Annotated in this window: 28 protein-coding genes and 1 pseudogene; 12 read left to right on the top strand and 17 right to left on the bottom strand. The window is 61.0% G+C overall.

The features are described 5' to 3' along the window. Window positions 1-66 precede the first annotated feature (66 nt). A complete protein-coding gene (gene xdhC / locus ACPYOJ_RS13395; RefSeq protein WP_481416684.1) occupies window positions 67-876 on the top strand; it encodes a xanthine dehydrogenase accessory protein XdhC in 810 nt (269 codons plus the stop codon). Here the strand turns inward: xdhC and ACPYOJ_RS13390 are convergent. Next, window positions 858-1055, bottom strand: a complete 198-nt coding sequence (locus tag ACPYOJ_RS13390; RefSeq protein WP_481416683.1) for a hypothetical protein — start codon at window positions 1053-1055, stop codon at window positions 858-860. The two genes, xdhC and ACPYOJ_RS13390, sit on opposite strands and share 19 nt — an antisense overlap. 102 nt (window positions 1056-1157) lie before the next feature. Here ACPYOJ_RS13390 and ACPYOJ_RS13385 point away from each other — a divergent pair, with 102 nt between their 5' ends. Then, window positions 1158-2063: a LysR substrate-binding domain-containing protein gene (locus tag ACPYOJ_RS13385; RefSeq protein ID WP_481416682.1), complete on the top strand. Its 906-nt coding sequence runs from the start codon at window positions 1158-1160 to the stop codon at window positions 2061-2063. Here ACPYOJ_RS13385 and ACPYOJ_RS13380 read toward each other — a convergent pair. Further along, the gene (locus ACPYOJ_RS13380) at window positions 2057-2389 is read right to left on the bottom strand and encodes a hypothetical protein (RefSeq protein WP_168830387.1); all 333 of its coding nucleotides are present in this window, start codon (window positions 2387-2389) and stop codon (window positions 2057-2059) included. The genes ACPYOJ_RS13385 and ACPYOJ_RS13380 overlap by 7 nt on opposite strands. A gap of 329 nt (window positions 2390-2718) precedes the next feature. On the opposite strand from ACPYOJ_RS13380, the gene puuD reads away from it, so the two are divergent. The 3 genes from puuD to ACPYOJ_RS13365 all read left to right on the top strand — a co-directional run bounded on the left by puuD (window position 2719) and on the right by ACPYOJ_RS13365 (window position 5846). Then, window positions 2719-3957, top strand: a complete 1239-nt coding sequence (gene puuD / locus ACPYOJ_RS13375) for a urate hydroxylase PuuD (RefSeq protein ID WP_481416681.1) — start codon at window positions 2719-2721, stop codon at window positions 3955-3957. Continuing rightward, the gene (guaD, locus tag ACPYOJ_RS13370; protein ID WP_481416680.1) at window positions 3954-5270 is read left to right on the top strand and encodes a guanine deaminase; all 1317 of its coding nucleotides are present in this window, start codon (window positions 3954-3956) and stop codon (window positions 5268-5270) included. The genes puuD and guaD overlap by 4 nt, the downstream gene beginning before the upstream one ends. Before the next feature lie 84 nt (window positions 5271-5354). Continuing rightward, the gene (locus ACPYOJ_RS13365) at window positions 5355-5846 is read left to right on the top strand and encodes an anthrone oxygenase family protein (RefSeq protein ID WP_481416679.1); all 492 of its coding nucleotides are present in this window, start codon (window positions 5355-5357) and stop codon (window positions 5844-5846) included. A 143-nt stretch (window positions 5847-5989) separates the two neighbouring features. Here ACPYOJ_RS13365 and ACPYOJ_RS13360 read toward each other — a convergent pair whose 3' ends face one another. Next, entirely contained in the window at window positions 5990-6265 is a 276-nt protein-coding gene (locus tag ACPYOJ_RS13360; protein WP_481416678.1) for a DUF4242 domain-containing protein, read from the bottom strand. 221 nt (window positions 6266-6486) lie between these two features. On the opposite strand from ACPYOJ_RS13360, the gene ACPYOJ_RS13355 reads away from it, so the two are divergent. Continuing rightward, entirely contained in the window at window positions 6487-7629 is a 1143-nt protein-coding gene (locus ACPYOJ_RS13355; protein ID WP_481416677.1) for an alpha-hydroxy acid oxidase, read from the top strand. A gap of 2 nt (window positions 7630-7631) precedes the next feature. Here the strand turns inward: ACPYOJ_RS13355 and ACPYOJ_RS13350 are convergent, their stop codons facing one another. From ACPYOJ_RS13350 to ACPYOJ_RS13305, 10 genes are all read right to left on the bottom strand, one after another. After that, window positions 7632-8372, bottom strand: a complete 741-nt coding sequence (locus ACPYOJ_RS13350) for a metallophosphoesterase family protein (protein ID WP_481416676.1) — start codon at window positions 8370-8372, stop codon at window positions 7632-7634. A 3-nt stretch (window positions 8373-8375) separates the two neighbouring features. Further along, a complete protein-coding gene (gene uraH / locus ACPYOJ_RS13345) occupies window positions 8376-8732 on the bottom strand; it encodes a hydroxyisourate hydrolase (protein WP_481416675.1) in 357 nt (118 codons plus the stop codon). Continuing rightward, window positions 8729-9229, bottom strand: coding sequence for an ureidoglycolate lyase (locus ACPYOJ_RS13340; protein ID WP_481416674.1), 501 nt, complete (start codon window positions 9227-9229; stop codon window positions 8729-8731). The genes uraH and ACPYOJ_RS13340 overlap by 4 nt, the downstream gene beginning before the upstream one ends. A 3-nt stretch (window positions 9230-9232) precedes the next feature. Further along, complete coding sequence (locus ACPYOJ_RS13335) at window positions 9233-9595, bottom strand: HepT-like ribonuclease domain-containing protein (RefSeq protein WP_168830378.1); 363 nt, start codon at window positions 9593-9595, stop codon at window positions 9233-9235. After that, a complete protein-coding gene (locus tag ACPYOJ_RS13330; RefSeq protein WP_481416673.1) occupies window positions 9592-9885 on the bottom strand; it encodes a nucleotidyltransferase family protein in 294 nt (97 codons plus the stop codon). Before ACPYOJ_RS13330 ends, ACPYOJ_RS13335 begins: the two co-directional genes overlap by 4 nt. A gap of 57 nt (window positions 9886-9942) precedes the next feature. Then, window positions 9943-10965: an allantoicase gene (gene alc / locus ACPYOJ_RS13325; RefSeq protein WP_481416672.1), complete on the bottom strand. Its 1023-nt coding sequence runs from the start codon at window positions 10963-10965 to the stop codon at window positions 9943-9945. Next, complete coding sequence (gene uraD, locus ACPYOJ_RS13320) at window positions 10966-11460, bottom strand: 2-oxo-4-hydroxy-4-carboxy-5-ureidoimidazoline decarboxylase (RefSeq protein ID WP_168830375.1); 495 nt, start codon at window positions 11458-11460, stop codon at window positions 10966-10968. Then, window positions 11460-12383, bottom strand: coding sequence for an allantoinase PuuE (gene puuE, locus ACPYOJ_RS13315; protein ID WP_481416671.1), 924 nt, complete (start codon window positions 12381-12383; stop codon window positions 11460-11462). Before puuE ends, uraD begins: the two co-directional genes overlap by 1 nt. Before the next feature lie 108 nt (window positions 12384-12491). Continuing rightward, window positions 12492-13199 carry a DUF1045 domain-containing protein gene (locus ACPYOJ_RS13310; RefSeq protein ID WP_481416670.1) on the bottom strand — a complete coding sequence of 236 codons (708 nt, stop codon included), beginning with the start codon at window positions 13197-13199 and terminating at the stop codon, window positions 12492-12494. A 113-nt stretch (window positions 13200-13312) separates the two neighbouring features. Continuing rightward, window positions 13313-14491 (bottom strand): NAD(P)/FAD-dependent oxidoreductase, encoded by a 1179-nt coding sequence (locus ACPYOJ_RS13305; protein ID WP_481416669.1) that lies wholly within the window; start codon window positions 14489-14491, stop codon window positions 13313-13315. On the opposite strand from ACPYOJ_RS13305, the gene mnmC2 reads away from it, so the two are divergent. Then, complete coding sequence (mnmC2, locus tag ACPYOJ_RS13300) at window positions 14490-15206, top strand: tRNA (5-methylaminomethyl-2-thiouridine)(34)-methyltransferase MnmC2 (RefSeq protein WP_481416668.1); 717 nt, start codon at window positions 14490-14492, stop codon at window positions 15204-15206. The two genes, ACPYOJ_RS13305 and mnmC2, sit on opposite strands and share 2 nt — an antisense overlap. On the opposite strand, the gene ACPYOJ_RS13295 is transcribed toward mnmC2, so the two are convergent. Continuing rightward, complete coding sequence (locus tag ACPYOJ_RS13295; RefSeq protein ID WP_481416667.1) at window positions 15196-16668, bottom strand: hybrid sensor histidine kinase/response regulator; 1473 nt, start codon at window positions 16666-16668, stop codon at window positions 15196-15198. The genes mnmC2 and ACPYOJ_RS13295 overlap by 11 nt on opposite strands. A 384-nt stretch (window positions 16669-17052) precedes the next feature. On the opposite strand from ACPYOJ_RS13295, the gene ACPYOJ_RS13290 reads away from it, so the two are divergent. From ACPYOJ_RS13290 to ACPYOJ_RS13280, 3 genes are all read left to right on the top strand, one after another. Beyond that, window positions 17053-17526: a hypothetical protein gene (locus ACPYOJ_RS13290; RefSeq protein WP_481416666.1), complete on the top strand. Its 474-nt coding sequence runs from the start codon at window positions 17053-17055 to the stop codon at window positions 17524-17526. Between the two features lie 340 nt (window positions 17527-17866). Then, on the top strand, window positions 17867-19540 hold the full coding sequence (locus ACPYOJ_RS13285; RefSeq protein ID WP_168830369.1) for a DEAD/DEAH box helicase: 1674 nt from the start codon (window positions 17867-17869) through the stop codon (window positions 19538-19540). 243 nt (window positions 19541-19783) lie between these two features. After that, a complete protein-coding gene (locus ACPYOJ_RS13280) occupies window positions 19784-21565 on the top strand; it encodes a B12-binding domain-containing radical SAM protein (RefSeq protein WP_481416665.1) in 1782 nt (593 codons plus the stop codon). 89 nt (window positions 21566-21654) lie between these two features. Here the strand turns inward: ACPYOJ_RS13280 and ACPYOJ_RS13275 are convergent. After that, window positions 21655-21777: pseudogene (locus ACPYOJ_RS13275) on the bottom strand (transposase); the annotation flags it as partial. A 216-nt stretch (window positions 21778-21993) separates the two neighbouring features. Between ACPYOJ_RS13275 and ACPYOJ_RS13270 the strand changes: the two are divergent. Together ACPYOJ_RS13270 and ACPYOJ_RS13265 are read left to right on the top strand one after the other, a co-directional pair. Further along, window positions 21994-22950, top strand: a complete 957-nt coding sequence (locus ACPYOJ_RS13270) for an MBL fold metallo-hydrolase (RefSeq protein ID WP_481416664.1) — start codon at window positions 21994-21996, stop codon at window positions 22948-22950. Between the two features lie 81 nt (window positions 22951-23031). Continuing rightward, window positions 23032-23697 (top strand): nitroreductase, encoded by a 666-nt coding sequence (locus tag ACPYOJ_RS13265; RefSeq protein ID WP_481416663.1) that lies wholly within the window; start codon window positions 23032-23034, stop codon window positions 23695-23697. 163 nt (window positions 23698-23860) lie between these two features. On the opposite strand, the gene ACPYOJ_RS13260 is transcribed toward ACPYOJ_RS13265, so the two are convergent. Both ACPYOJ_RS13260 and ACPYOJ_RS13255 read right to left on the bottom strand, forming a co-directional pair. Then, entirely contained in the window at window positions 23861-24265 is a 405-nt protein-coding gene (locus ACPYOJ_RS13260) for a cupin domain-containing protein (protein ID WP_481416662.1), read from the bottom strand. Window positions 24266-24758: 493 nt separating this feature from the next. After that, the coding region (locus tag ACPYOJ_RS13255) for an EamA family transporter (protein WP_481416661.1) at window positions 24759-25130 on the bottom strand (372 nt) is incomplete at its 5' end.

Raw genomic sequence — 25130 nt, 5'->3', positions numbered from 1 at the left:
CCGGCAGGCGGATGAGGGGGTAGCGCGGCATACTCAGCCTCCGCTGTACGACATGGATTGGTTTCCATGAGAGATTTATTTCGATTCCTCACCGCCCACCCCGTTTCCATCCTGGTCGACATCACCGGCACGCAAGGCTCGACCCCGCGGGAAGCTGGCGCTTTCATGCTTGTCTCCGAAAGCGCCAGTTGGGGCACGATCGGTGGTGGGCAGCTTGAATTCATGGCAATCGCAAACGCCCGTGAGCTCCTGAAGGGCGGCGGCCGCGAGACCATGGATATTCCGCTGGGGCCGGCGATCGGACAATGCTGCGGCGGGCGCACGCAGCTGCGGTTCCGGAAGATCACGGATGAACTGGTGGCGGAACTGGAGGCCAGGCAGGCGGACGAAGCGGCGCATCTGCCGGACGTCTATCTCTTCGGTGCTGGCCATGTTGGCCATGCGCTGGCAGCCGCGCTCGCGCCCCTGCCGCTTTCCGTCACCGTCGTTGAGACGCGCCAGGAGGAACTCGCAAACCTGTCGCCAGAGACGAAGACACGGCTTACGCCAATGCCGGAAGAGCTGGTGAAGGCCATGCGGGCGGGTTCTGCCGTCGTGATCCTGACGCATGACCATGCGCTCGATTTCATGATCGCGCGCGAGGCGCTGGCGAGAACCGATCTGTCCTATGTTGGCATGATCGGCTCCGCGACGAAGCGCGCCACCTTCGCAAGCTGGTTATCGCAGGAGGGCGGCGAGCGACGATGGCTCGACCGCCTCCTACTGCCGATCGGCGGGTCGGCGGTCAGGGACAAGCGGCCCGAAGTGATCGCCGCCATGACCGCCGCGGAAATATTGGCAGCACTTTTCGCCTACCGTCAAAACTCGTCCTCGTAACGCGGGTCTCGCCCATCCAGGAAGCCGAGATCGCGCTTTACGCGGTCCGGCATGCTGTCGAGGTCGATCCGCGACGGGTGGAACAGCTTGGCACGGACCCAGTCCGCGACACTGGAAACAAGCGCTGAACTCGAGAGACTGACGGGCCTTGCGCTCTCTTCGATAGCATTGCAGTCCATGACATCACCTTTGTTCATTTGATGCTATGGCTTGCAGTCTGCCGAAAGAAATGCTGCAATTCCAATCGAACAACCGTCTGCATGCATAAAGAGAACTTATCCATGAAGCTGTCGAAGCAATTTCCGCTGAATGCGCTGCGCGTCTTCGAGGCCGTTGCCCGGCTCGGCAGCTTCACCAAGGCGGGCGAAGAGCTCGGCATGACGCAGACCGCCGTCAGCTATCAGGTGAAACTGCTGGAGGAAAATATCGGCGAGCCGCTTTTCCTGCGGCGCCCGCGCCAGATAAGCCTGACGGAAACCGGCGAAAGGCTGGCGCCGCAGGTCACCGAGGCCTTCGAGATGCTGCAGCTCGCCATGGCCGAGGCACGCGGCGAGACGGAGGTGACGCTGCAGATCACCTGTCTCGCGACCTTCGCGTCGCAATGGCTCGCTCGCAGACTCGGCATTTTCCAGCTCGCCCATCCGAATATCGCCGTGCGGATCAACACGTCAGATACACTGGTCGATTTTGCCCGTGAGGCATTCGATGTCGGAATCCGCTCGGGCACGGGAGATTGGCCGGGCCTGCGCGCCGAAAAACTGATGGACGTCTATTTCACGCCGATGCTGAGCCCGGCACTTGCCGACAGCATCGGTGGCATCCATGAACCGGCAGACCTATTGAAGCTCCGGATTTTCGACCCCACAGACCCGTGGTGGCACCAGTGGCTCGAAGCGGCGGGCGTGCCCACGACGAGCCTGAAGACAAGGGCCACGAGCTTTTATGGCGCGCAGGCCTATGAGGCAGCTGCTGCGGTCGCCGGCCAGGGCGTCGCGATCCTGACGCCCGACTTCTACCCGGAAGAGCTGGCAAGCGGAAAGCTGATCCGTCCCTTCGAGCTTGCCTGCACCGATGGCCGTGGCTACTGGCTCGCCTATCCTGAAAGCCGTCGCAACGTTCCGAAGATCAAGGCATTTCGCAACTGGATATTGGAGGAAATGCACGGCAAGGAGGCTCGCTCTCAATAGCCCATTTCCGGCGCGTAGAAGCAGCGCGGTGTGTCCTCGTTCGGGAACAGGCAAAGGTGATAGTCGCCGTCGCCCGATTGCATCGCCTTCGTCATCGGCAGCATGAAGACATGCGCCCGCGTCACCAGCCGATGGTCGCCAGGCAGCAACGTTACGCGGTATCCCCTGGGAGTAACCTGGACGCTTTTCGAAGGGATCATCTGGCAATCGCCATTTTGGCTATCGCCGTTGCAACAAAAGGGATCGTAAGACCAACCTGATGGCGCGTCGTGGGCACTCACGCTCGACGCAAACGCAATCATCACACCTGCCAGAATGCTGCGCATGGGCTATTCTCCGTCGATGAATGCCCCGCCTCAAATGCGGTTTCCACCTCATCCCGGCGGCCTTCAATGGAAACTGTAGCCTAATCTTGACATTTCAATGATCACAAAATTGTGCAGCGCAGCATATTCACATGGGCGTGCTTGTGGATGTTGTTCAAGTAACAATCGCCACAAGCGGCGTGCTGTAGCCCCACCTGCGCCAGCGCGACGAAGGGAGCGATCGTGTCTTTGCATGGTGCCGGCCAAGCAAATCGACAGTCATCTTTGCCCCTTCCCTCTCGCGTCAACATTCTGCAATGTGGCGAGTCGGAGGAAGACAGGGGAACTCAATGTATGAATATGCCATAGCGTGGGAATGGCTGGCCTTCGCGGCGCGCTGGTTTCATGTCATTACCGCGATCGCCTGGATCGGCTCGTCGTTCTATTTCATCGCGCTCGACCTTGGCCTGGTGAAACGTCCGCATCTTCCGCCCGGTGCCTACGGCGAAGAATGGCAGGTGCATGGCGGCGGCTTTTACCACATTCAGAAATATCTGGTGGCACCCGCCCAGATGCCCGAGCACCTGACCTGGTTCAAGTATGAGAGCTATTTTACCTGGCTCTCCGGCTTCCTGATGCTCTGCATCGTCTATTACGGCGGTGCTGATCTCTTTCTGATCGACCGCCATGTGCTGGACATCAGCCCGGTCACCGCCATCCTGATTTCGCTGGCCTCGCTGGCCGGCGGCTGGCTCGTCTACGATCTTCTCTGCAAGTCCCCGCTCGGCAAGAACACCTGGGGGCTGATGATAGTGCTCTACGCGGTCCTGGTATTCATGGCCTGGGGCTATACGCAGGTCTTCACCGGCCGCGCCGCCTTCCTGCATCTCGGCGCCTTCACGGCGACGATCATGTCGGCCAATGTCTTCATGATCATCATCCCCAATCAGAAGATCGTCGTCGCCGACCTGATCGCCGGCCGCACCCCCGATGCGAAATACGGGCAGATTGCCAAGCAGCGTTCGCTGCACAACAACTACCTGACGCTGCCCGTCATCTTCTTCATGCTGTCGAACCACTATCCGCTGGCCTTCGGCACCGCATTCAACTGGGTCATCGCCGCTCTCGTCTTCCTGATGGGCGTGACCATCCGCCATTGGTTCAACACCACGCATGCGCGGAAGGGCCGGCCGACCTGGACCTGGATCGCGACCGTGATCCTCTTCATCCTCATCATGTGGCTTTCCACCGTGCCGAAACTGCTGACCGGCGAAAGCGATACTGCTGCCGTCGCGCCCGCTTTCCAGCAATTTGCCGGTGACCCTCATTTTCCGGCCGTCAAGCAGCTTATCTCGACGCGCTGCACGATGTGCCATGCCGCCGAGCCCGTCTATGAGGGTCTTGCCCGCCCGCCGAACGGCGTGATCCTCGACAATGACGCGGACATCGCCGCCCACGCGCGCGAAATCTATATACAGGCGGGCCGCAGCCATGCCATGCCTCCCGGCAATCTGACGGATATCACGCCGGACGAGCGCAAGCTGCTCGTCGCCTGGTTCGAAAGCGCAGTCGAAGGCAAACAGCAATGACGACGAAACTCCTGCGCGGGCGCCTGCTCTCGTTCAAGCGCGCCCCGCAAAGCCTGACCGATACGGACAGCTACAGCTACGAGACCGACGGCGGCCTGTTGATCGAAGGTGGCAAGATCGCCGCGACCGGCGCCTATGCTGAGATCAGGGCCAAGGCACCTGAGGGGACGGAAGAAATCGATCACCGCCCGCACCTGATCATGCCGGGCTTCATCGACACGCACCTGCATTTCCCGCAGATGCAGGTGATCGCCTCCTACGCCGCCGACCTGCTCGAATGGCTGAATACCTATACCTTCCCGGAAGAATGCCGTTTCGTCGAAAGCGCGCATGCGCAGAAGATCGCCACGCGCTTCTACGATGAGCTCGTCCGCCACGGCACGACGACGGCGGTCGCCTATTGCTCCGTGCACAAGACCTCCGCCGATGCTTTCTTCGCAGAGGCCATGCGTCGCAACATGTGCATGGTTGGCGGCAAGGTGATGATGGACCGCAATGCGCCGCAGGGCCTGCTCGATACCCCGGAGATGAGCTATGATGAAACGAGGCAGGTGATTGCCGACTGGCACGGCAAGGGCCGCAACCACGTGGCGATCACGCCGCGCTTTGCAATCACCTCGACGCCTGAGCAGATGGAAGCCGCAGCCACGCTTGCCCGCGAGTTTCCCGATCTGCACATCCAGACGCATCTCTCGGAAAACCACGACGAGATCAAGTTCACCTGCGGCCTCTATCCGGAAGCGACCGACTACACCGATATCTACGCCCGCTACGGCCTGCTCGGCGAAAAGAGCCTCTTTGGCCACTGCATTCATCTTTCGGACCGCGAAGCGGATGCGATGAGCGAGGCGGGTTCAATTGCCGTGCACTGCCCGACGTCCAACCTCTTCCTCGGCTCCGGCCTCTTTCCGCTGAAGACACTGGCGCGCCGCCAGAAGTCCGTGCGCATCGGCGTCGCGACCGACATCGGCGGCGGCTCCAGCTATTCCATGCTGCGCACGATGGATGAGGCCTACAAGATCCAGCAGTTGCTCGGCGAACGCCTCAACCCACTAGAGAGCTATTACTACATGACGCTCGGCAACGCGGAAGCGCTCTCGCTTGCAGACAGCATCGGCACCCTGGAGCCGGGTACGGAGGCCGACCTCGTCGTGCTCAATGCTGCGGCAACGCCTGCCATGGCGCTTAAGATGGAGGTCGTGAAGACGCTGCCGGAGGAGCTCTTCCTGCTGCAGACAATGGGCGACGACCGTGCAATCGTGGAGACTTACGTGGCTGGCGCTGCGGCGAAGACGGCGCTTCCCGCCGCATAAAGCCTTCCAGGGATACGCTTCCGGTGGAACCGGTGCTTCGCTCACGAGTTGCGGCTGCAACCCGCTGAAACGGAGTATCCTGTCATGGAGTTGTTTTTCCAGGTCCTGGCCGGGCTTCTGGCCGCCGTCGCCATGAGTTTCGCGTTGGCGCATGCGGCCGAACTGCCTGGCAAAATGCGGCTCGGCCAGGAGCAGTATTTCATCGTGCAGTCGATCTATTACCCGGGTTTCACGATCGGCGGCATTTTCGAAGCCGTAAGCATCCTCGCGACCCTCGTCCTCCTGCTCATGACCCCGGTGGAAACGGCGGCATTCTGGCTCGTCGCCGGTGCGCTTGCCGCCCTTGCCGTCATGCAGCTTGTCTTCTGGCTGGTGACGCAGCCCGTGAACAAGCTCTGGCTCAAGGACACGAAACTCTCCGGATCCGCCCGGCGCTTCTTCGAAACCGGCGCCTCGGAAATCGACCCGGCGACGGATTGGACGGTCTTGCGCGACCGTTGGGAGCGGTCGCATGTTCTTCGCGCGGTAGCTTCGATGCTGGCGCTGATCCTGATCTTGATCGCAATCGCGCTTTGAGCAGACCGGGCGCGGGGGGCACAACTTTGGATATCCCCGGCTTCCTGTACGCGCATCAATTGCTGTCTGCCGAAACCTTCTTCACAGACAGGACCGGCCGCTGCGGCCACCGCTTCCACAGTGACCGCCGGTTACTTGAGACATCATGCGTTGCCGGCCGGCGTTAGGTCGAGCGCCTCGATGACCCGCGTGTATGGAATTGCCGCATCTCGATTGACATCCTCGACCGTGGATGCGTCGGGCGCTTCGAAGAGACACATCGATCGCTCTTCTCCGGGAATATACATCGTCCGGATATATCGAACATCCTGACCAGTCTCAGAGAACTTCTTTGAAGACGCTATTGCGCGCTTCTGGGCGGCCGCGAGCTGGTCCATGGTGATACCTTTGAGATCCCGCTCGACTGCATATACTGGCATGACCGAACTCCCTTGATCGATTGACTGCTAAACTCCCATTCTACGCCGTACCGATTATAAGACATAACGAATTTACGCTTTGATCCTCGGGTGCGTTCATCAGCCGATTTTGGACTGAGGGGCGCTCCGAGAGCGGCCTGCAGGGCATGAAATTTCTCATAACAGTTCCTTGGAAATCATGTTATGGGCGGTGGCATTCTCCTGATGTGAAAGTCCTATGCATGGCCACTCCGCTCACGATCGCCGACCTCAAGAAAATGGCACAACGCCGCGTACCGAAGATGTTCTTCGACTATGCGGATTCCGGCGCCTGGACGGAGTCGACCTATCAGGCGAACGAGAGCGATTTTTCCAAGATCAAGCTACGCCAGCGGGTGATGGTCGACATGACCAACCGCACGCTGGAAACGACGATGATCGGCCAGAGGGTCTCGATGCCGGTGGCACTTGCACCGACCGGCATGACCGGCATGCAGCACGCCGACGGCGAGATGCTGGCAGCGCGCGCCGCCGAAGAGGCAGGCGTTCCCTTCACGCTCTCGACCATGAGCATCTGCTCGATCGAGGACGTCGCCTCGGTCACGACGCGTCCCTTCTGGTTCCAGCTCTACGTGATGAAGGACAAGGACTTCGTCATGAACCTCATCAACCGCGCCAAGGCGGCAAAATGCTCGGCACTGGTTCTGACGGCCGACCTGCAGATCCTCGGCCAACGGCACAAGGACCTGCGCAACGGTCTGTCGGCCCCGCCGAAATTCACGCCGAAGCATATCTGGCAGATGGCGACCCGGCCCTTCTGGTGCCTCGACATGCTCAAGACGAAACACCGCACCTTCGGCAATATCGTCGGCCACGCCAAGAATGTTTCCGACCTCTCGTCGCTCTCTTCCTGGACGGCGGAGCAGTTCGACCCGCGGCTTTCCTGGGCCGACGTCGCCTGGATCAAGGAAAAGTGGGGCGGCCCGCTGATCATCAAGGGCATTCTGGACGTCGAAGACGCAAAGGCGGCAGCCGAAACCGGTGCCGATGCGATCATCGTCTCCAATCACGGCGGCCGTCAGCTGGATGGCGCCCCCTCCTCGATCAGCATGCTCCCGCAAATCGTCGACGCTGTCGGCCATAAGATCGAGGTCCATCTCGATGGCGGCATCCGTTCCGGCCAGGACGTGCTGAAAGCCATGGCGCTCGGCGCCAAGGGCACCTATATCGGCCGCCCGTTCCTCTATGGCCTCGGCGCCATGGGCAAGGAAGGTGTGACGCTCGCTCTCGGCATCATCCGCAAGGAAATGGATATCACCATGGCGCTCTGCGGCAAGCGCGACATCAACGACGTGAATTCGTCGATCATTGCCGGACGGCAGTAACTCTACGGCATTCTGCCCGACGCCAGCGCAGCCGCCCAGTCCGGGCGGCCGTTTGCCTTTGCAAGTCGCGACATCGCCATGTGATTATAGGGGACCGTGCGAAACTCGACGGTCCAGCCGGATGCGGGCTTTTCCAGGATTGCGTAGCATGCCATGGCATGGCCCGTCTCCACCTTGTGGGGATAGGGCCGGTCGTCGTTGTAAGCCGGGCAGCCGACGCTACCGGGATTGACCACAAGACGGCCACCGGAAAGTTGTACCACACGCGGCAGATGCGTGTGGCCGCAAAGGATAAGCGGCAGGCCGACCCCTTCGGCAAATCGCTCGATGTCGACCTGCGGCCTCAGGCAGACCTGCCCCTCCGGCGTTACTGTCTCCAGCCAATAGAGATCGTCGGCGGCGGGCGTTGCATGGCAGAGATAGGCTTCATCCTTGGAGACAAGACTTGTCGGTAGCCGTCGCAGCCATTCGAGATGCGATGGGCTGAGTTGATCATAGGCTGCGGCGTCCGAGGCATGCATGTCTTCGCGCGCCTGCGTGATCAGATAGCGGTCGTGGTTGCCGCGGACCGTCGGTATACCGAGCGGGATAAGCAGATCGGCGGTTTTGCCTGCTTGCAGCGGACCGCTGAAGCAATCGCCGAGATTGACGATGTCACTGATACCTTGAGCCGCGATATCCGCAAGCACCGCCTCCAGCGCCAGCGCATTGCCATGGATATCCGCTATAGCCGCAAAGCGCATCGTCTAGCTGCCGCGATAGGTCGAGTAGCCGTAGGGCGAGATCAAAAGCGGCACGTGATAGTGCGCTCGGGAATCGGCGATGCCGAAGCGGATCGGCACAAGATCGAGAAAGGCCGGATTCGGCAACGGCGTGCCCAATGCACGCAGATAGTCGCCCGCATGAAAAAGCAGCTCGTAGGTTCCGGTTTTGAAGCTGTCGCCGGAAAGGATCGGGCCGCCATCGACGCGGCCGTCAGCATTGGTTTCCACCGTCTTGATATGCCGGCGAACGTCGCCGTTGATCTGGAAAAGGTCGATCCTCAGGCCCTGCGCAGGCTTGCCCGAGGCGGTGTCGAGAACATGGGTCGTCAGTCCGGTCATAGGGCTGGATCTCTGATGTTAAAGGGTGTGTCGAAGAAGAATTCTTCAAGATTGTTGCCCGGTCCGTCACGATCGACGACGACAAACGTGCTCGGCTCGTCAAGGGCCATCAAAGGATGGTGCCAGACGTTGCGGCGATAATTCACGCCCTGCCCTCCGCTGGCGAGAAACACCTGTGGCCGGCCCGGCTTGCCGCCCTCGTCTTCGGAAACGACGACAAGGAACGGCCGATCGACAAGAGGCGAAAAGCTCTGGCTGCCGAGCGGGTGCCGCTCCATCATCCCGACCTCATAGGGAAAGCTGCGCGGCTGGCCGCGGAAAAGGTTGACGATCACGCGCGCTCCCTCGCCTGCCGCCTCTGCCACAGCCAGCGCATGGAAGCGTTCGGTATTGCCGCCGTTGATGTAGCGCATCGTCGCGGGATCGAACTCGATCACGTCCCCGAAGGGTGCGAAGGCGGATTTGGTCAGGGGGTGTATGTCGAGGAAGCGGGACATCGGCTATTCGCCTTGCGCGCGCCAGTGGCGGACGAGATCTAGCCTGTCCAGCAGATCGGGAACGTCGTCTTTGGCAGTGGCCCAGACCTTCTCAAGATCGATATCGAAATAGCTGTGAGCAATACGGTTTCGCATACCGCGCATTGCCCCCCAGGGAAATTCCGGATGCTCAACCTCGAATTCGGGAAAAGCCTTGATCAATTGCGCAGCAGTTTCCGATGCCATCAGAAGACTCATACCAACAGCGCGCTGCAGGATAATATCCTGCAGAAAATGTTGCTTGCTGACATTCGAAATCATCGAATGTGCATCCGCTGCGGCAGAGCGAATGCGCTCCAGCATATAGGGGACGCGACTGTCGTTCATACAGGCTTGGCCTCGGAAAGAACCCGCACGCGGATCGATTCCGGGAAATCGCCCGGCGTGAGCAGGTGGATTGGTGTGCCGATCATCATTTGCTCCAAGGCATCCTGTAGTCCGCCGAGGCTCAGCAATGTGCTGCCCGGCAGTGCATCCACCAGAATATCCAGATCGCTGCCCGCCCGGTCCTCACCGCGGGCCACGGAACCGAAGACGCGCGGGTTCGCCGCGTTGAACCGCTTCGTCGCGTCGCGGATCGCCTGCCTATTCTTTTCCAGCACTTCCGACGGCTTCATCGAGGCCTCACTCCTGATGCCTCAAATATAGGCGAGCCACGGTAAAGAGGAAAGAACTCACCCTTTTACCCCAAAAAGCCGCAGCCGCATGATGCCGCCGTCCGGATGCATGGCAATACGGACATGCGTCACCGGCCCGATATCGACGATGGCGTCCGCGCCGTATTCGTGGATGTGGTCCATCTGCAGCTTGCTGCGCGGCAGGATCGGCTCCCAGCTTTCGGAAGCGGCGATCTCGGCCTCGCTCAGCGTTTCGCCGAGTTTGGGCAGATAGGCGCCGAGAAGTTCGCAGCTATCGGGAAAATTGCCCTTGAAGAAGGCCGTGTCGACAATCACGCGCTTGATCGTGCCCGGATGGCCGAGACGGATGATTGCCCAATCATGGCCCGGACCACGCCGGCGCTTGGTTTCCCAGCCGTCGCCCATGTTGATGCCCCGGCCCGGTCCGAGCATCTTGTCCGGATGGCCATAGTGGGCATCCGACCAGGCGAGCGACTTCGCGCCGTTGAAGATATAGGCGAGATCGATTTCCTCCGCGCTTCCGACCTTCGACCAGTCGAAATAGGCCGAACCATAGACCCGCAGGCGCGCGACGCCGCCGTCGGGGTAGATGTGCAGGCGCAGATGCGTCCAGATCTTCTGCTTGTCGGCATTTTCGAAGAAATGGTGCGCGCTTGGGCCAAGCGGCGACTGCGGCAGGATCTCGGTCCAGACCGTCGCGTCGCCCGGATCGCCGTTCTCGACGAAGGCGGCCTCGATCGAGCAATGCGGCGGATAGTTGCCCGTGAAATAGCTGGTGTCGACGTCGAAGCCGAAGATGCGGCCCGGCATGGCGAGCTTGATGATTGCCCAGTCATGGCCAGGCACGCGCTTGCGCCGGCTCTCCCAGCCATCCATCCACTTGCCGTTGTCGTCATAAAGGTTGGGATCCCAGAAGGCATCCGTATCGGCCAGCATACGTTCCAGCGGCGCGAAGAATTCGTCCGTTGCGTAAAGTCCCTTGGCGCCGAGCCGAGCGGAAGCAAGATTGATCGCGCCGGCAGCGAAGGGGGGCAAGCTGGTCGTGCTATTCTCGGTCATTCATTTCTCCAGCATGGATGTGAGGCGCAGGAGCGCGATTTTTTCGACCTGCTCGGCTGCGGTCTTGAATTCCTCGTCGCGGCTGTTGTTGATGCGCGTTTCGAAAGCCGCGAGAATGTCGTCTTTGTTCAGCCCCTTCACGGCGATGATGAAGGGAAAGCCGAATTTTTTGGTATAGGCCGCGTTGAGTTCGGTGAAACGGGCATGCTCCTCGGCGCTCAGCCGGTCGAGACCGGCGCCTGCCTGCTCCTTCTTGCTGTCCTCCGTCAGGTCGCCGGCGATCGCCAGACGCCCGGCAAGATCGGGATGGGCGCGAAGCACGCCAAGCCGCTCTTCGGGGCTCGCGGCCCGGAAGATTGCGACGAGTTCTGTGTGAACCCGGTCGACGGTCAAGACATCGCTCACGAAACCGTCGTCATAGGCGCGCTCCGCGATGAAGGGCGAATGTTCGAAGACACCGCCGAAGCGTGATACGAATTCGTCCCGCTTGATCATCAGATTGTTTCCTGCTTGTGGTGCTTGTGCCAATGTTCGGCAATTTCGATGCGGCGCGGAATCCAGACCTTGTCGTGCTTCAGCACATATTCGATGAACCGCTTCAGGGAAGCGGCGCGGCCCGGGCGGCCAACAAGGCGGCAATGCAGGCCGACCGACATCATTTTCGGGCTGCCGGCTTTGCCCTCTTCATAGAGGGTATCGAAGGCATCCTTGAGATAGGCGAAGAACTGGTCGCCGGAGTTGAAGCCTTGCGGCGTGGCGAACCGCATATCGTTGGTTTCCAGCGTATAGGGAATGATCAGGAACGGCTTGTCGTCCACACCCTTCACCCAATAGGGCAGATCGTCGGCATAAGAGTCTGATGAATAGAGGAAGCCGCCCTCCTCCTGCACCAGCCGCAGCGTATTGTCCGAAGGCTTGCCCTGGTACATGCCGTAGGGCCGCTCGCCGGTGATCTCGGTGTGGAGACGCACGGCTTCGAGAATGTGCTTGCGCTCGAGGTCTTCCGGAAAATCCTTGTATTCCAGCCAACGGTAGCCGTGGCTGGCGATCTCCCAGCCGGCTTCCTTCATTGCTGCGACGGCTTCCGGGTTGCGGGCCATGGCGAGCGTCACGCCGTAGACCGTCGCCTGAACCTTGAGTTCGGTGAACATGCGCCACAGCCGCCAGAAACCGGCGCGCGAGCCGTATTCATAGATCGATTCCATGTTGAGGTTGCGCTGGCCGGGCCAAGGCTGCGCGCCTACGATTTCCGACAAGAGGTTCTCGGAGGCCGGATCGCCATCCAGAATCGAGCTCTCGCCGCCTTCCTCGTAATTGATGACGAACTGCACGGCCAGGTGGGCGCCGTCCGGCCATTTCGGATCGGGAATATTGCGACCGTAGCCGACGAGATTGCGCGGATAGGTATCGGATGCCATCAGATCACCTTTTGAGAGACAGGCGAGACGGTAGCATCCGGAGATAGAATGTCGAGACGGAAATGCGAAGCCGACTTTGGGGCGCTACGGCACAAGCGCAGTATCTGATCAGGCGATCTTGCGCGCGCTTACCTTACCCATCGGATGCAGCGAATGAACGCGGAACGGCCCGCCGGTGCCTTCCTCGATCATCAGCGCGATGTTGGAGACAGTGATCGGCTCGGCGAGAACCGGCTCGAAGACCGAGCGGAGTGCCTGCTCGATGCGCGGCATGTCGATTGAATTGACCGGACCGGTTACCGGCATATGGAAGCGGAACTCGTCCATCACATAGGGATTGCCCCAGCGGTGCAGGTTGGCGAACTGCGCAGCCGACAACCCGTCCGGATCGCTCCGCTCGATGTCAGCCTCGGAGAGCGGCGCACGGAACCGGTCGAAATGCTGGACGACTGCCGATGCCAGATGTTGGACATGGTCACAGGGGATCGACGGGACCAGACTGTAGTAGCTGCCGAGGCGTGCGACCTCGATACACGGAATCCGGAAAGGGTGGAGGCTACCGGAGAAACGCATCAGATCGCGCATGAGTTGCGTTTCCGAGACATCGCTCGCGAGATGGAATGGAGCCTTCAACACGCCATGGAAACCGTAACGGCGCGGCACGGCCGTGTGGAAGGCAATCTCGTGGATGCCGATACCGCGGATTGCCGGAGGCTCGACCATTTCGCCTGAAAACACGTTCCTGCCAAGCCAGCTCGCCGCCACATGGCTGAGCGGATCGCTCGGCGAAGGCGTAAAGCAAATGGCGTAGCGCATGCAATTTCCTCCGTTCCAGGAAGGCGTCGCGGGCGATTCCGCGCCTTCAATGCGCAAGCAGATAGGTGATTTGCATGACAGAATAACGAAAGAGATAACCTTCTAATTCACGTCTAGCGTGAACTCGCCGTCATGTGACTCGAAAGCGCAAAGCTTTCCGGCAGTGCAAAGGCGGCAGACCGGCCGACAGCGATATGGACGGCAGCTTCGGCCAGACGGTGTGCGAGACCGAAGCTGACCTTGAAACCGCCGGTCAGCGCGATGAGCCGCGGATGCGCCGGGTGCGGACCCACCATGGGATCACGGTCGATCGCCTTGGGGCGAAGACCGGCCCAACGCTCGACCACCGGGGCGTTGCGAAGCACGGGCGCCATTTCGCGCGCGGCTTCGATCAGCGCGTCGAGTTGGGCATCGGTCGAGACTGGATCGTCGAAATTGTTCTCGCTGGTGCTGCCGATGGCGGCGTGGCCGCCCTCGTGCGCCACGATGTAAAGCCCATCGCGGAAGATGGTCGGGAAGGCCGGATCGATATCGGCCTTCAGCATCGCCGCCTGCCCCTTGACCGGCTGGCCGAGCGGCTTGCCCAAGCCCGGCGTGAACTGCTGCAGCAAAGGAAATGACTGGTGCCCCGCCGCGATGATGCAGCGGCCGAAGCGTACCGGCTTTCCGCCGACCTCGGCAGTGCCGCGTTCCGGTTCGAGGGCTCCGACGGCCGCGTTCTCGACGATATGTATATGTTTTGCCTGCCGGAGAAACGCGGCAAGCGCGGCAACCAGCGCGCGGGGCGCAACGCGGGCAGCGAGCGTATCGTGAACGAAGCCGCTCTCTCCTGCGGCCGGATCGATCCAGCCAGCGACTGGCGCAGCATCCCCGACATGCCAATGGAAGCAGCGACCGCCTTGATGCCAATGCGTTTCGGCGTCGGCGGAATGGCGAAGCGCGATCTTGCGCAGATGCGGCTTCGGCAGCGGAATGACGCGGCCGGAACGGTGATAACCAGCGGAAAGACCGGTCGCGGCTTCTATCGCGGCGATCTCGGCTTCGAGCGAAACCAGCGCATCGAACTGGAACTGTTTCTTGGCATTCCATTTGTCCGGCATATGCGGCATCAGGGCGCCGAGCAGCCCGCCGCTGGCACCCTGCCCCAGTTCGCCTGCATCGGCGAGCAGGGTATCGATGCCAAGGCGCTCGGCGTAAACCGCCGCCCACAGCCCCATGATGCCGCCGCCCGCAATCAGCAGGCTGACAGACGATTGACCAGAGGAGAAGGCCGCACTATCGGCTTTATGCATGACAGAGATTGATCCCGATCAGAGTGGCAGCACGAGCCTGCCGCTCGAATGGCGCGACGGCGATATGCCCTATTCGGCTGCCGTTGGCGACCATTTTTATTGCCAGACGGATGGGCGGCTCGAATGCGGCCACGTCTTTCTGGCAGGCAACGGCCTGCCGGAACGCTGGGCCGGAAAAGACAAATTCCTGATTGGAGAACTGGGGTTCGGGACCGGGCTGAACTTCGTCGAGACATGGCGGCAATGGAAAGCACACCGCACAGACGGTCAGCATCTCGTCTTCATGTCTTTCGAGCTCTACCCGATGCGCGCTGAGGATATCGATCGCGCGCTGTCGCGCTGGCCGGAAATCGACGCCGAGCGGCAGGCGCTGACAAAAATGTGGCCGGGCGAACCACAAGGCACCGTGACGCTGGCATTGGACGGCCAGACGAGGCTGAACGTCGTCTGCGGCCCGGCACTCGAAGGCGTTGCGGCGGCCGAACCCGGCTTCGACGCCTGGTATCTCGACGGCTTCGCGCCATCGCGAAACGGCGACATGTGGTCTGAGGATCTGATGCGTCTCGTCTTTGAAAGGACAGTTCCCGGCGGCAGCTTCGCGACCTATGCCGCGGCAGGTTTTGTCCGGCGCAATCTGATCGCTGCCGGCTTTGCAGTCGAGCGGCGCAAGGGCTATGCCGGCAAGCGGGAGATGCTCTGCGGCATCAAGCCTTAAGGCCGGGACGCTCAGCGCTCATGCCGAGCCAGAGCTGAATTTTCTCTTCCAGCAGTTCGGGACTAATCGGCTTGGACATATAGTCGTCCATCCCGGCGGCAAGGCAGAGTTCGCGGTCGGCTTCCAGCGCGTGGGCCGTTACCCCGATGATCGGTACGCGGTGCCCCTGCCCGCGCTCACGCTCGCGGATCGCGCGCGTCGCATCGTAGGCGCTCATGACCGGCATCGTCAGGTCCATCATAATGATGCGCGGCAAATGCGTCTGCCATGCATTGACCGCTTCCTGACCGCTATTGACCACCATGAAGCTGAGGCCGGTGCCCTGCAGTATCTGCGTGAAGACGATCTGGTTCACCTCGTTGTCCTCGGCGACGAGTACATCGATGAACTCTGGTTCCTGAGCACTCGAATCGAGGTACGCCGGCTTGCCGACGATGTCAGCGGCCGGTCCTCGCTTCACGCGGCTTGCGCGCACGACCTCGATGATCGTACTGCGAAGAATATTGGCCGGCACCGGTTTCATATGATGCGCATGGCCGTTGAGGCCCGCGAATTCGTTCTCCGTGCCGGAGCTGTCCATCGAGGTCAAAAAGATGATGGGCAAGCTCTCGAAACGGGCATCGGCCATCAGGATGCGGGCAATCTCCGCGCCGTTCGGCATGTGATGGTCGAGTATGACGGCATCGACATTGACACCCATGTCGCCCGCCGCTTCGAGGATCGCAACTCCGGTTCTGCCATCTTCGGCCGCCGCCCCGTCGAACCCCCAGAACGCCAACTGCTCGCGGAGTATCTGGTGATTCACCTCGTTGCCGTCGATCACGAGTACACGCGCCCCCCGCACATCGATGGGTAGCGGCTCGGGATCGGCGTCCATCTTCGAAACATCGGGAATGTCATTGATGGTCTTCAAAAGCGCGTTGCCGGATTTGACGATGCTATCGACAAAGGCTCTCTGCTGCGGCTCGAGATCGGTCTTTGCCAAAAGCCCGGCCATGCCGAGCACCTCGTTCGCGGGCCCGCGGAGTTCGTGGCTCATATGGGCAAGGAATTCGGACTTGGCGCGATCGAGCAGAGGCTGAAGCTCGTCCTCGCGCTGCTCCAACCGGCGGCCGTTGTCCGCGAAGATACCGAGCACATAAGCCCTTTCTTCCGACGGCATGAAGCTTTCGATCTGGATGCGCGCATGCACAGTTTCCGCAGCATCGAAACAGATGGCGTTTTCTTCGGTTCCGAAGACGAGTGCGCGGCGCTCCTTGTCTTCACGCTCCTCTTCTTCAGGACGGTCGAGAATTTCGCGTGTGCGGTGGCCGATGAAATCCGAAATCTCCCCGCCGAAGAAACGCGCGTAGGCTTCGTTGACGGCAACGTACCGAAGTTCGCTGTTCTTGACATAGGCCGGGATTTCCAGATCTGCGATCCGGCTGCATGCCAGCTCCAGAAGGTTTCCCGCAGACATCAAAAAGCACGCACTCCCGCAAAAGACTGAAAATTCATCAGGACACCATAATCCCAGGCCGCTTAACAATGCTTTAACCATAAGGGTCGAAGCCGACGGCCGAGCAAGACGACCGACTTAAGGTTGAATCTGAACGGAAGCATCAAGGCGCCATCGCATTGATCCCGCACGATTTTCAACGCTCGGAAGCACCGGAAACTCAGCGGTGGGCCTGCGGAGACATTCGCTCTTGGGGCGTTTCGCGACGGCGATACCGCCGAAAACGAAACGCAAGTATAGTCGAGAAGATTTGATTTGCGGCACCGCTTTTTTCCATCAACTTGCCGTGATTGAAGCGGATTCTACCGTCGCTCAAAGAACAAGCGTCGTCGATGAAAGGAAACGACCATGTCCGTTCTTCATAAAATGGCGACGGGCCTGATTGCATTGACCCTGACTGCCAGCTCACTCACAACAGCAACGCCTGCACACGCCGTCTCGGATGACTTCTGGGGCGGTGTCGCCGCCGGCGCCGTTGGCGGCATCCTGCTCTCGACGGCGGTGCGCCCCGGATATTATCCAGCCTACGGCGGCTACCCAGTTTACGGCGGCTATGGCGGTTACGGAGTTTACGGCGGCTATGGAGGCTACTACCGTCCTTATTATTACCGGCCGTATGCGTACAATCGGCCATACTACCGGCCCTACTACAACTCCTATTATCGGCCCTATTACTACCGGCCTTATCATCGTCCTTACTATCGCTCCTACTATCGACCTTATGGGGGCTATTACCGCAATTACGGCTATTGCGGTGTGGAGCGCCGCTACGATCATCGGTCGGACGTGTGGGTCAACGTTCGGGTCTGCCCTCGCTACTGAGGAGCCTATCTGCGTCGCGCCGCTGCTCATTGAGGCGGCGCCCGCTACACCTTTCTCTCGCGTGTCGGCTTGACTTTCAACGCAAACTAGCCCAAATGCGGCATAGCTTTCACCTTCCGGCCGCCGCGTGAGCGTGCCCCTGCCAGCAAATAGGATGCAGGAAGAAGGACAAAAGCGCATTTCATACAGGCCGCATCCCAAGACGCGGCAGAAGCGCTGGAAAGCTTTTTCCAACAAGACAAGTTCCCACTTCACGCGGGGTGCTTGACGCCAGAATGACACCGGGCCGCACTCTGCGATCCGGCGATATTGTTTTGGCGCGCCCTAAAAAGGTTATGACTTGACCAATTTTGAATCGCTTGGTGTTTCCAAGCCGATCGTCGCCACACTTTTCCAGCTCGGCATCGAAACGCCGACTCCCATCCAAGAAAAGGCGATCCCGCTTCTCCTCGAAGGCCGTGACCTGATCGGCCTCGCCCAGACCGGCACCGGCAAGACGGCCGCCTTCGGCCTGCCGCTCATCGAAAAGCTCATCCCTGAAGAACGGCGTCCGGACAATCGCACCACGCGCACGCTGATCCTCGCCCCGACCCGCGAACTGGTGAACCAGATCGCCACGAACCTGAAGAACTTCCTGCGCAAGTCGCACCTGCGCATCAACGTTGTCGTCGGCGGCGTGTCGATCAACAAGCAGCAGCTGCAGCTTGAAAAGGGCACCGACATCCTCGTTGCGACGCCCGGTCGCCTGCTCGATCTCGTCAACCGTCGTGCCATCGGCCTGACTGCCGTGCGCTACCTCGTTCTCGACGAAGCCGACCAGATGCTCGATCTCGGCTTCGTGCACGACCTGCGCAAGATCGCCAAGATGGTGCCGAAGAAGCGCCAGACCATGCTGTTCTCGGCCACCATGCCGAAGTCGATCGCCGATCTCGCCGGCGAGTACCTGACGAACCCGGTTACGGTCGAAGTCACGCCCCCGGGCAAGGCTGCCGACAAGGTCGAGCAGTACGTCCATTTCGTCAACGGCAAGAACGACAAGACGGATCTCCTGAAGAAGTCGCTCACCGAAAACCCGGATGGCCGCGCCATCGTGTTCCTGCGCACCAAGCATGGTGCGGAGAAGCTGATGAAGCACCTCGAGCACGTAGGCTATTCCGTTGCCTCCATCCACGGCAACAAGAGCCAGGGGCAGCGCGAGCGTGCCCTCAAGGCCTTCCGTGACGGCGATATCAAGACGCTGATCGCCACCGACGTTGCCGCCCGCGGCATCGACATCCCGGCTGTCAGCCACGTCTACAACTACGACCTGCCTGAAGTTGCCGAAGCCTATGTCCACCGCATCGGCCGTACGGCCCGTGCCGGCCGCGACGGCATCGCGATCGCCTTCTGCGCGCCCGACGAGTCGCGTTTGCTGCGCGACATCGAGCGCCTGATGAGCATCAACATCACCGTTGCCAGCGGTGAAGCACCGGCCAACATGAACGCGGCGCCTCGCCGCGGCAATGGCAACGGCAATGGCGGCAACCGCGGCCAGGGTCGTGGTGGTGAGGGTCGTGGCGGCGAAGGCCGTGGTGAACAGAACCGCTCCGGCGGCCGTCCGGAACGTCGTCCGCGCCGCGAAGGCGAAGGCGGCGAAGTGCGCGCCAACAACGAGGAACGTCGCGAGCGTCGCCCCCGTCCGGAGCGCCAGACCGCCCGCAATGAGGACTTCCGCGGCCAGCGCCGTGGCGAGCCCACGCCTGCCGTCGGTCCGGACAACGATCTGGCCACGACCTCGGATTTCCGCCCGGCCAACAAGCCACAGCGCACGCATCCTCACGGGAACCGCGGCAGTGGCGAGAATAATCGTCATCATCCCGGCAGTGCCCGCCAGGCCCACGGCCGCCCGGCACACAAGCACGGCGAAGATCGCGGCGCGCAGGCCCATGGCGGCGGCGAGCGCCAGGACGGCAGCGGCGGCATGCGCCGAAAAGGCCCCCGCAACGGCGGCGGCCAGCGCCGCGAACGGGCTTGAATAGAGAATTCAGAAAGAGGCCGGTATCTTCCGGCCTTTTTTTGCTTTACGTCTGTTTGTATGGCTTTCACCGGCGGATCTCCTTGTAAGAGAACGCGCCGGTGACATATTTAATAGTATCGTGATCAGCATTGCTTTTTGCCGGACTACCCTGCCGATCATAACAGTCCGCTTGCATGCCCGCGCCGGCAAGGCGATGGTTCTCATTTAGTGCCTTCGATTTCAGAGAGAGAGACTCAGACTTTGCGATCACCTGTAGCGACCAGCGGCCGCCGTTTTCAGCTCATTCTCCTCAAGCCGTCGCACTATGACGACGACGGCTACGTGATCCGCTGGTGGCGGGCGATGATTCCCTCGAACTCGCTGGCGGCTCTTTTTGGTATTGCCGCAGACTGCGCGGAACGCGAAGTGCTCGGCCCGGACGTCGCCATCGACATCAAGGTGATCGACGAAACCAATACCCGCGTGAATATTCCCGAGCTGCTTGCGTTGCTGAAGAAGCACGGCAATTTCGGCATGGTCGCACTGGTCGGCGTTCAGTCGAACCAGTATCCGCGAGCCCTCGACATCGCCCGCCCGTTTCGCGCGGCAGGCATTCCTGTTTCGATGGGCGGCTTTCACGTCTCCGGCTGCCTTTCCATGCTTGATGGCAAGGCGGTCGAGCTTGACGCCTGCCGCGAGATGGGCATTTCGATGTTCGCCGGTGAGGCCGAAGGGAGGCTCGACAAGGTTTTGCATGACGCGGCCTATGGCGAACTTGAGCCGGTCTACAATTTCATGAATGACCTTCCGGGAATCGGCGGTACGCCGGTGCCCTTCCTGCCGAAGAAAAATATCGAACACACCCTCGGTCTCAGCAGCAGTTTCGACGCAGGCCGCGGCTGCCCCTACCAGTGCTCATTCTGCACCATCATCAATGTGCAGGGCCGCAAATCGCGCTTCCGGTCGGCCGACGACATCGAGAAGCTGGTGCGCATGAACTGGGCGCAGGGCATCCACAAATTCTTCATCACCGACGACAATTTCGCCCGCAACAAGGACTGGGAAGCCATCTTCGACAGGCTGATCGAGCTTAAGGAAAGAGACGGCATCCCGCTTGGCCTGATGATCCAGGTTGATACGCTCTGCCACAAGATCCCGAATTTCATCGAGAAGGCGAAGCGCGCTGGCGTCACGCGTGTCTTCATCGGTCTGGAAAACGTCAATCCGGACAACCTGACGGCCGCCAAGAAGAACCAGAACAAGATCACCGAATACCGAAAGATGCTGTTGGCCTGGAAGGCGCAGGGCATCATGACGCTGGCCGGCTATATCCTCGGCTTCCCTTCTGACACGCCGGAAACCATTCGCCGCGACATTCAGATCATTCAGCACGAACTGCCGCTGGATGTCATCGAGTTCTTCGTCCTGACGCCGCTGCCCGGCTCGGAGGACCACCAGACGCTTTGGCGCAAGGGCGTCGAAATGGACGCCGACCTGAACACCTATGACGTCGAGCACGTCTGCACTGCCCACGAAAAGATGAGCAGACAGGAATGGGAAAGCATCTATCTCGAGGCCTGGTCGCTCTATTACTCGCCGGAACATGTGAAGACGCTGCTCCGCCGCGCCGTTGCAACGGGCGTTCCGCTTGCAAGCCTTGTCAAGGTTCTGGTGTCCTTTGCAACGACTGTGCCGCTGGAGAAAGTGCACCCCCTGCAAAGCGGCCTGCTGCGGCTGAAGCATCCCTCGGAGCGGCGTCCAGGCTTGCCACGGCCGCACCCTCTCGTCTTCTGGCCGCATTTCGTGTGGGAAACCGTGGCCAAGCACGTTAAGCTGGCCGGCGTTATCCTGCGCATGAGCGCCGCCGCCTTCTTCATCAAAAGGGATCCGGCCTCAAAGAGCTACATGGATCAGGCATTGACCCCGGTCGATGACGGCGAGGAAGAGAAACTGGATCTGTTCACCAAGACAGCGGGCGGTGCCGCGGCTGTCACGCATGTGAGAAAGATTCACCAACTGACCCATGCCGACCCGGCAGCCTGACTAGGCCGTAGCCTCATTACGCCTGGATGCGGCCTGCGACTACGGCGGCGAGGTAGTTCGCCGGGTCCTTGTAGTAGCGCGTGGCGATGCCACAGGATGCCGTTCAAAACCCGAGGGTCATCGACACGCGGCACGCCGCGAGGCTTGCTGGGCGGCAGCGGAGCAATGATCGACCATTCCCGGTCGGTCAGTTCGTAACGGCGTCGCCTCATCAAAGATCTCCTCGTCAAGCACCCTTGGATCAGTCGCGCTATCAATTGCCAACGACATTTGTGATTATACGGCCTAGCACAAGCCCGCTATATTAACCGCCCGGCGGTCTGCCGTGATCGGTTGCGCAAGGCGCAAGCCAATTCCGAGTTCGGCGGCGCGTGCCATCCCGCGGGAGCCGGCGGCTTCGAGACCAAAGCGGTCGACAGGAGGCAAACATGAGCTTGGACAACACCCCACACCCCCCGGTCAAACACTGCGCCGACAAGGTGAACGCGAGGTACATCCACGGTAGACCGGAGCACGAGTTGGTTCCGTCGCGCTATGCGCTGAAGGTCGGCACGATTGACGTCATGGTGGTCAGCGATGGGGTACTATCGCTGCCAGGCGCGATGTTGGGCCACAACGTCGACCCGGCTGTCCGGGCGGCCTGGCTGGAGGACATGTTCCTGCCGCCGGACGTGCTCGAGTGGGCGCTGAACGCGGTCGTTGTGCGCAGCGGCGGCCGGACCATACTCATCGACGCTGGGATCGGGGGCGAGTTCCCGGATTTGCCGCGGGCCGGGCAGTGGGCCCAGCGACTGGAGGCGGCGGGCATCGATCTCGCATCCGTGACCGACGTGGTGCTCACCCACCTGCACATGGACCACATTGGCGGGCTGCTCGCCGATGGGGTGAAAGAGCGGCTGCGTCCTGACCTGCGGGTCCACGTGGCGACCGCCGAGGCCGAGTTCTGGGAGTCGCCCGATTTCTCCCGCGTCTCCATGCCGCCGGGGTTCCCGGACGCGCTTCGGCGGACGGGAAAGCGATTCTTGGAAGAGTACCACAGCCTGTTGCGGACGTTCGAAAACGAGCACGAGGTGGCGCCGGGGGTGCTCGTCCAACGCACCGGCGGCCACACCCCCGGGCACAGCGTGGTGCGCCTGGCGTCCAGCGGCGACCGGCTGACGTTCGCCGGAGATGCCGTGTTCCAGGTCGGGTTCGAGCACCCCGACTGGTACAACGGTTTCGAACACGATCCCGAGGAGGCGGCCCGCGTCCGGGTCCGTCTTCTGCGGGAGTTGGCGGCAAACCGCGAGTCGCTGGTGGCGACGCACCTGTCATTCCCGTCCGTCTGCCATGTGGCGGTCGCCGGCGACGTCTTTCGTTGGGTACCAGGCCCCTGGGAGTACTGACCGCCTGTCGGGTCAGGGCCGAACTGGACGACCGCATGCGTTTGAACGAAACGGATAGCCGGCGGTAGGGAGGTGATCATCATGGATGTATATGAGGCAGTCACAAGCCGACGGTCGGTGCGCGGATTCAAAGACGAGCCCGTGCCGAGGGAGGTGCTTGAGCGCGTGCTGACCGCCGCAGCTTGGGCGCCGTCCGGATCGAACATCCAGCCGTGGAACACCTACGTACTGACCGGCACGCCGCTGGCCGAGCTCAAGACATGCGCCGTCGAGCGCGTGGCCCACGGCGACCCCTGGGACGAGCGGCAGTACGAGATGTACCCGTCCGTGCTGAAGTCCCCGTACGCGGAGCGCCGATCCGCCTTCGGCAAGGAGCGCTACAGCGCTCTCGGCATTGCGCGCGAGGACTGGGAGGCGCGCCAGCGGGCAGCCATCGCCAACTGGAACTGTTTCGGCGCGCCAGCGGCCCTGTTCTGCTACATCGACCGCGACCTGGGCCGGCCCCAATGGGCCGACGTCGGCATGTATCTGCAGACCATCATGCTGCTGCTCCGCGCCGAGGGGTTGCACAGTTGCCCGCAGATGGCGTGGTCGCAGGTTCGCGAGACGGTCGCGGAGGTCCTGTCACCCCCGGACGGGCTCATCCTCTTCTGCGGCATGTCGATCGGGTACGAGGACCCCACCGTAAGTTACCCCCGGACAGGCCGCGTCCCGCTCGACGAGACGGTCACGTTCGTCGGCGATTAGTACTTGCGCCCGGAGGACAAGAGACCCCTTCCATGATTCTTGCGCATGATAACGTCCTTTTGCGGGAGGTGGCGTCCGACCGGCACGCTAGATACGAAAGCGACGATCATGCCAACGAGTTATCAGTATAGGGTGCACTGGTTCGTCGCCACCGCACCGAATGTCACTCTACCGGCATGAGAACCGGAGCATCCTTGTTCTTAAGCAGCACGACGATAAACTTCGCCGGTTCAGTCGTGCTCGCATTGCGGCTGACCAAGTGTATGTCGGAAGGACCTTCGTAGAAGGTCTCTCCCGGCGACAAGGTGACTTCTTTTTCTCCCTTGACCTGCATCACGATCGAGCCCTCCAGAACATAGACGAATGCATTTGCGTCATGTTTGTGAATAGGATCGGAACCTCCCGGCCCATACTCGACCGATATCATCAGCCCCTCCTTGCCAGGATAATTTGGGAGGTCCTTTTTTATGAGTGGTGTGACGGTTGCAGCGTTGTCAGCGGCCACCGCCAAAGTGCCAAGGAGGCTGACTGTTGCTGACACAAAGAGCGTTAACAAAGCTGAATTCATTGTCGTAATCCCTCTGCTTGTTGAATGCGGATGTGGGTTTGCATGAATGCATTTAGAGGTCGAAAACTCCCGAGCAAAAGATCACTTGGCCCAGTTGTTTGATGCCTTGGACTTACTTCGGCTGCTAGGACTGTCGAAACCGCTATTCCGCGCGTGCTCTAAAACGCATACTCGTCATCATCGATGCTATCGGAGCCGTCTACTGCCAGGACAAGCGCGATGTCCGAGCAGCGCCTGCCTGAGCCGCCGTGCAGGCTCATCGACAGCAAACAGACAAAGAAGCTTATCATGAGCGACGATGAAACCGTAGGCGTATGCAGCCATTCCGCTCCACACCGCATGGAGACGCGTCGCGCATTAAGGGCCGTGCCAACTCTTCCAGCGGCCGCTTATGGCGCACAGTTGCCCTAGGGCTCCGCGGTCGATGGCATTTGATACCCAACGCGCCTCGTCCGGCTCCGTCGATTTATGAGTACGCGACTAGGGTTAGGGCCTAGGCTTCAGCCACCCGGACGGCGCTCTTCCGGTTGGTCAGATAGACGCCGGTGACGACGACGATCGTTCCGCTGATCAACGGCAAGGTCAGCGGCTCGCCGAAGGCTATGAATGCCTCGATGGCGACCGTCGGCGGCATCAGGTAGATCAGCGACGCGGCGCGGGAGACCTGCCCCCTGCGGATCAGGTAGAGAAGCAACCCGACCCCGCCCATCGACAGGCCGAAGACCGACCAGGCCAGCGCCGCAAACGCTTGCGCCGTACCGTCGAAATGCAGCCGCTCGAACGCGAGCGCCAGAGGGACAGTCACGATGAGCGCGCCCACATACTGCAGCGTCGCGATCGTCTTGAGGTCGCCGCTGTGCAGGTG

It is taken from the genome of Rhizobium sp. SVR5-9E, from assembly GCF_056755095.1.
Note: the sequence above shows the minus strand (reverse complement) of the source record. Positions and strands in the feature narration are given on the sequence as shown.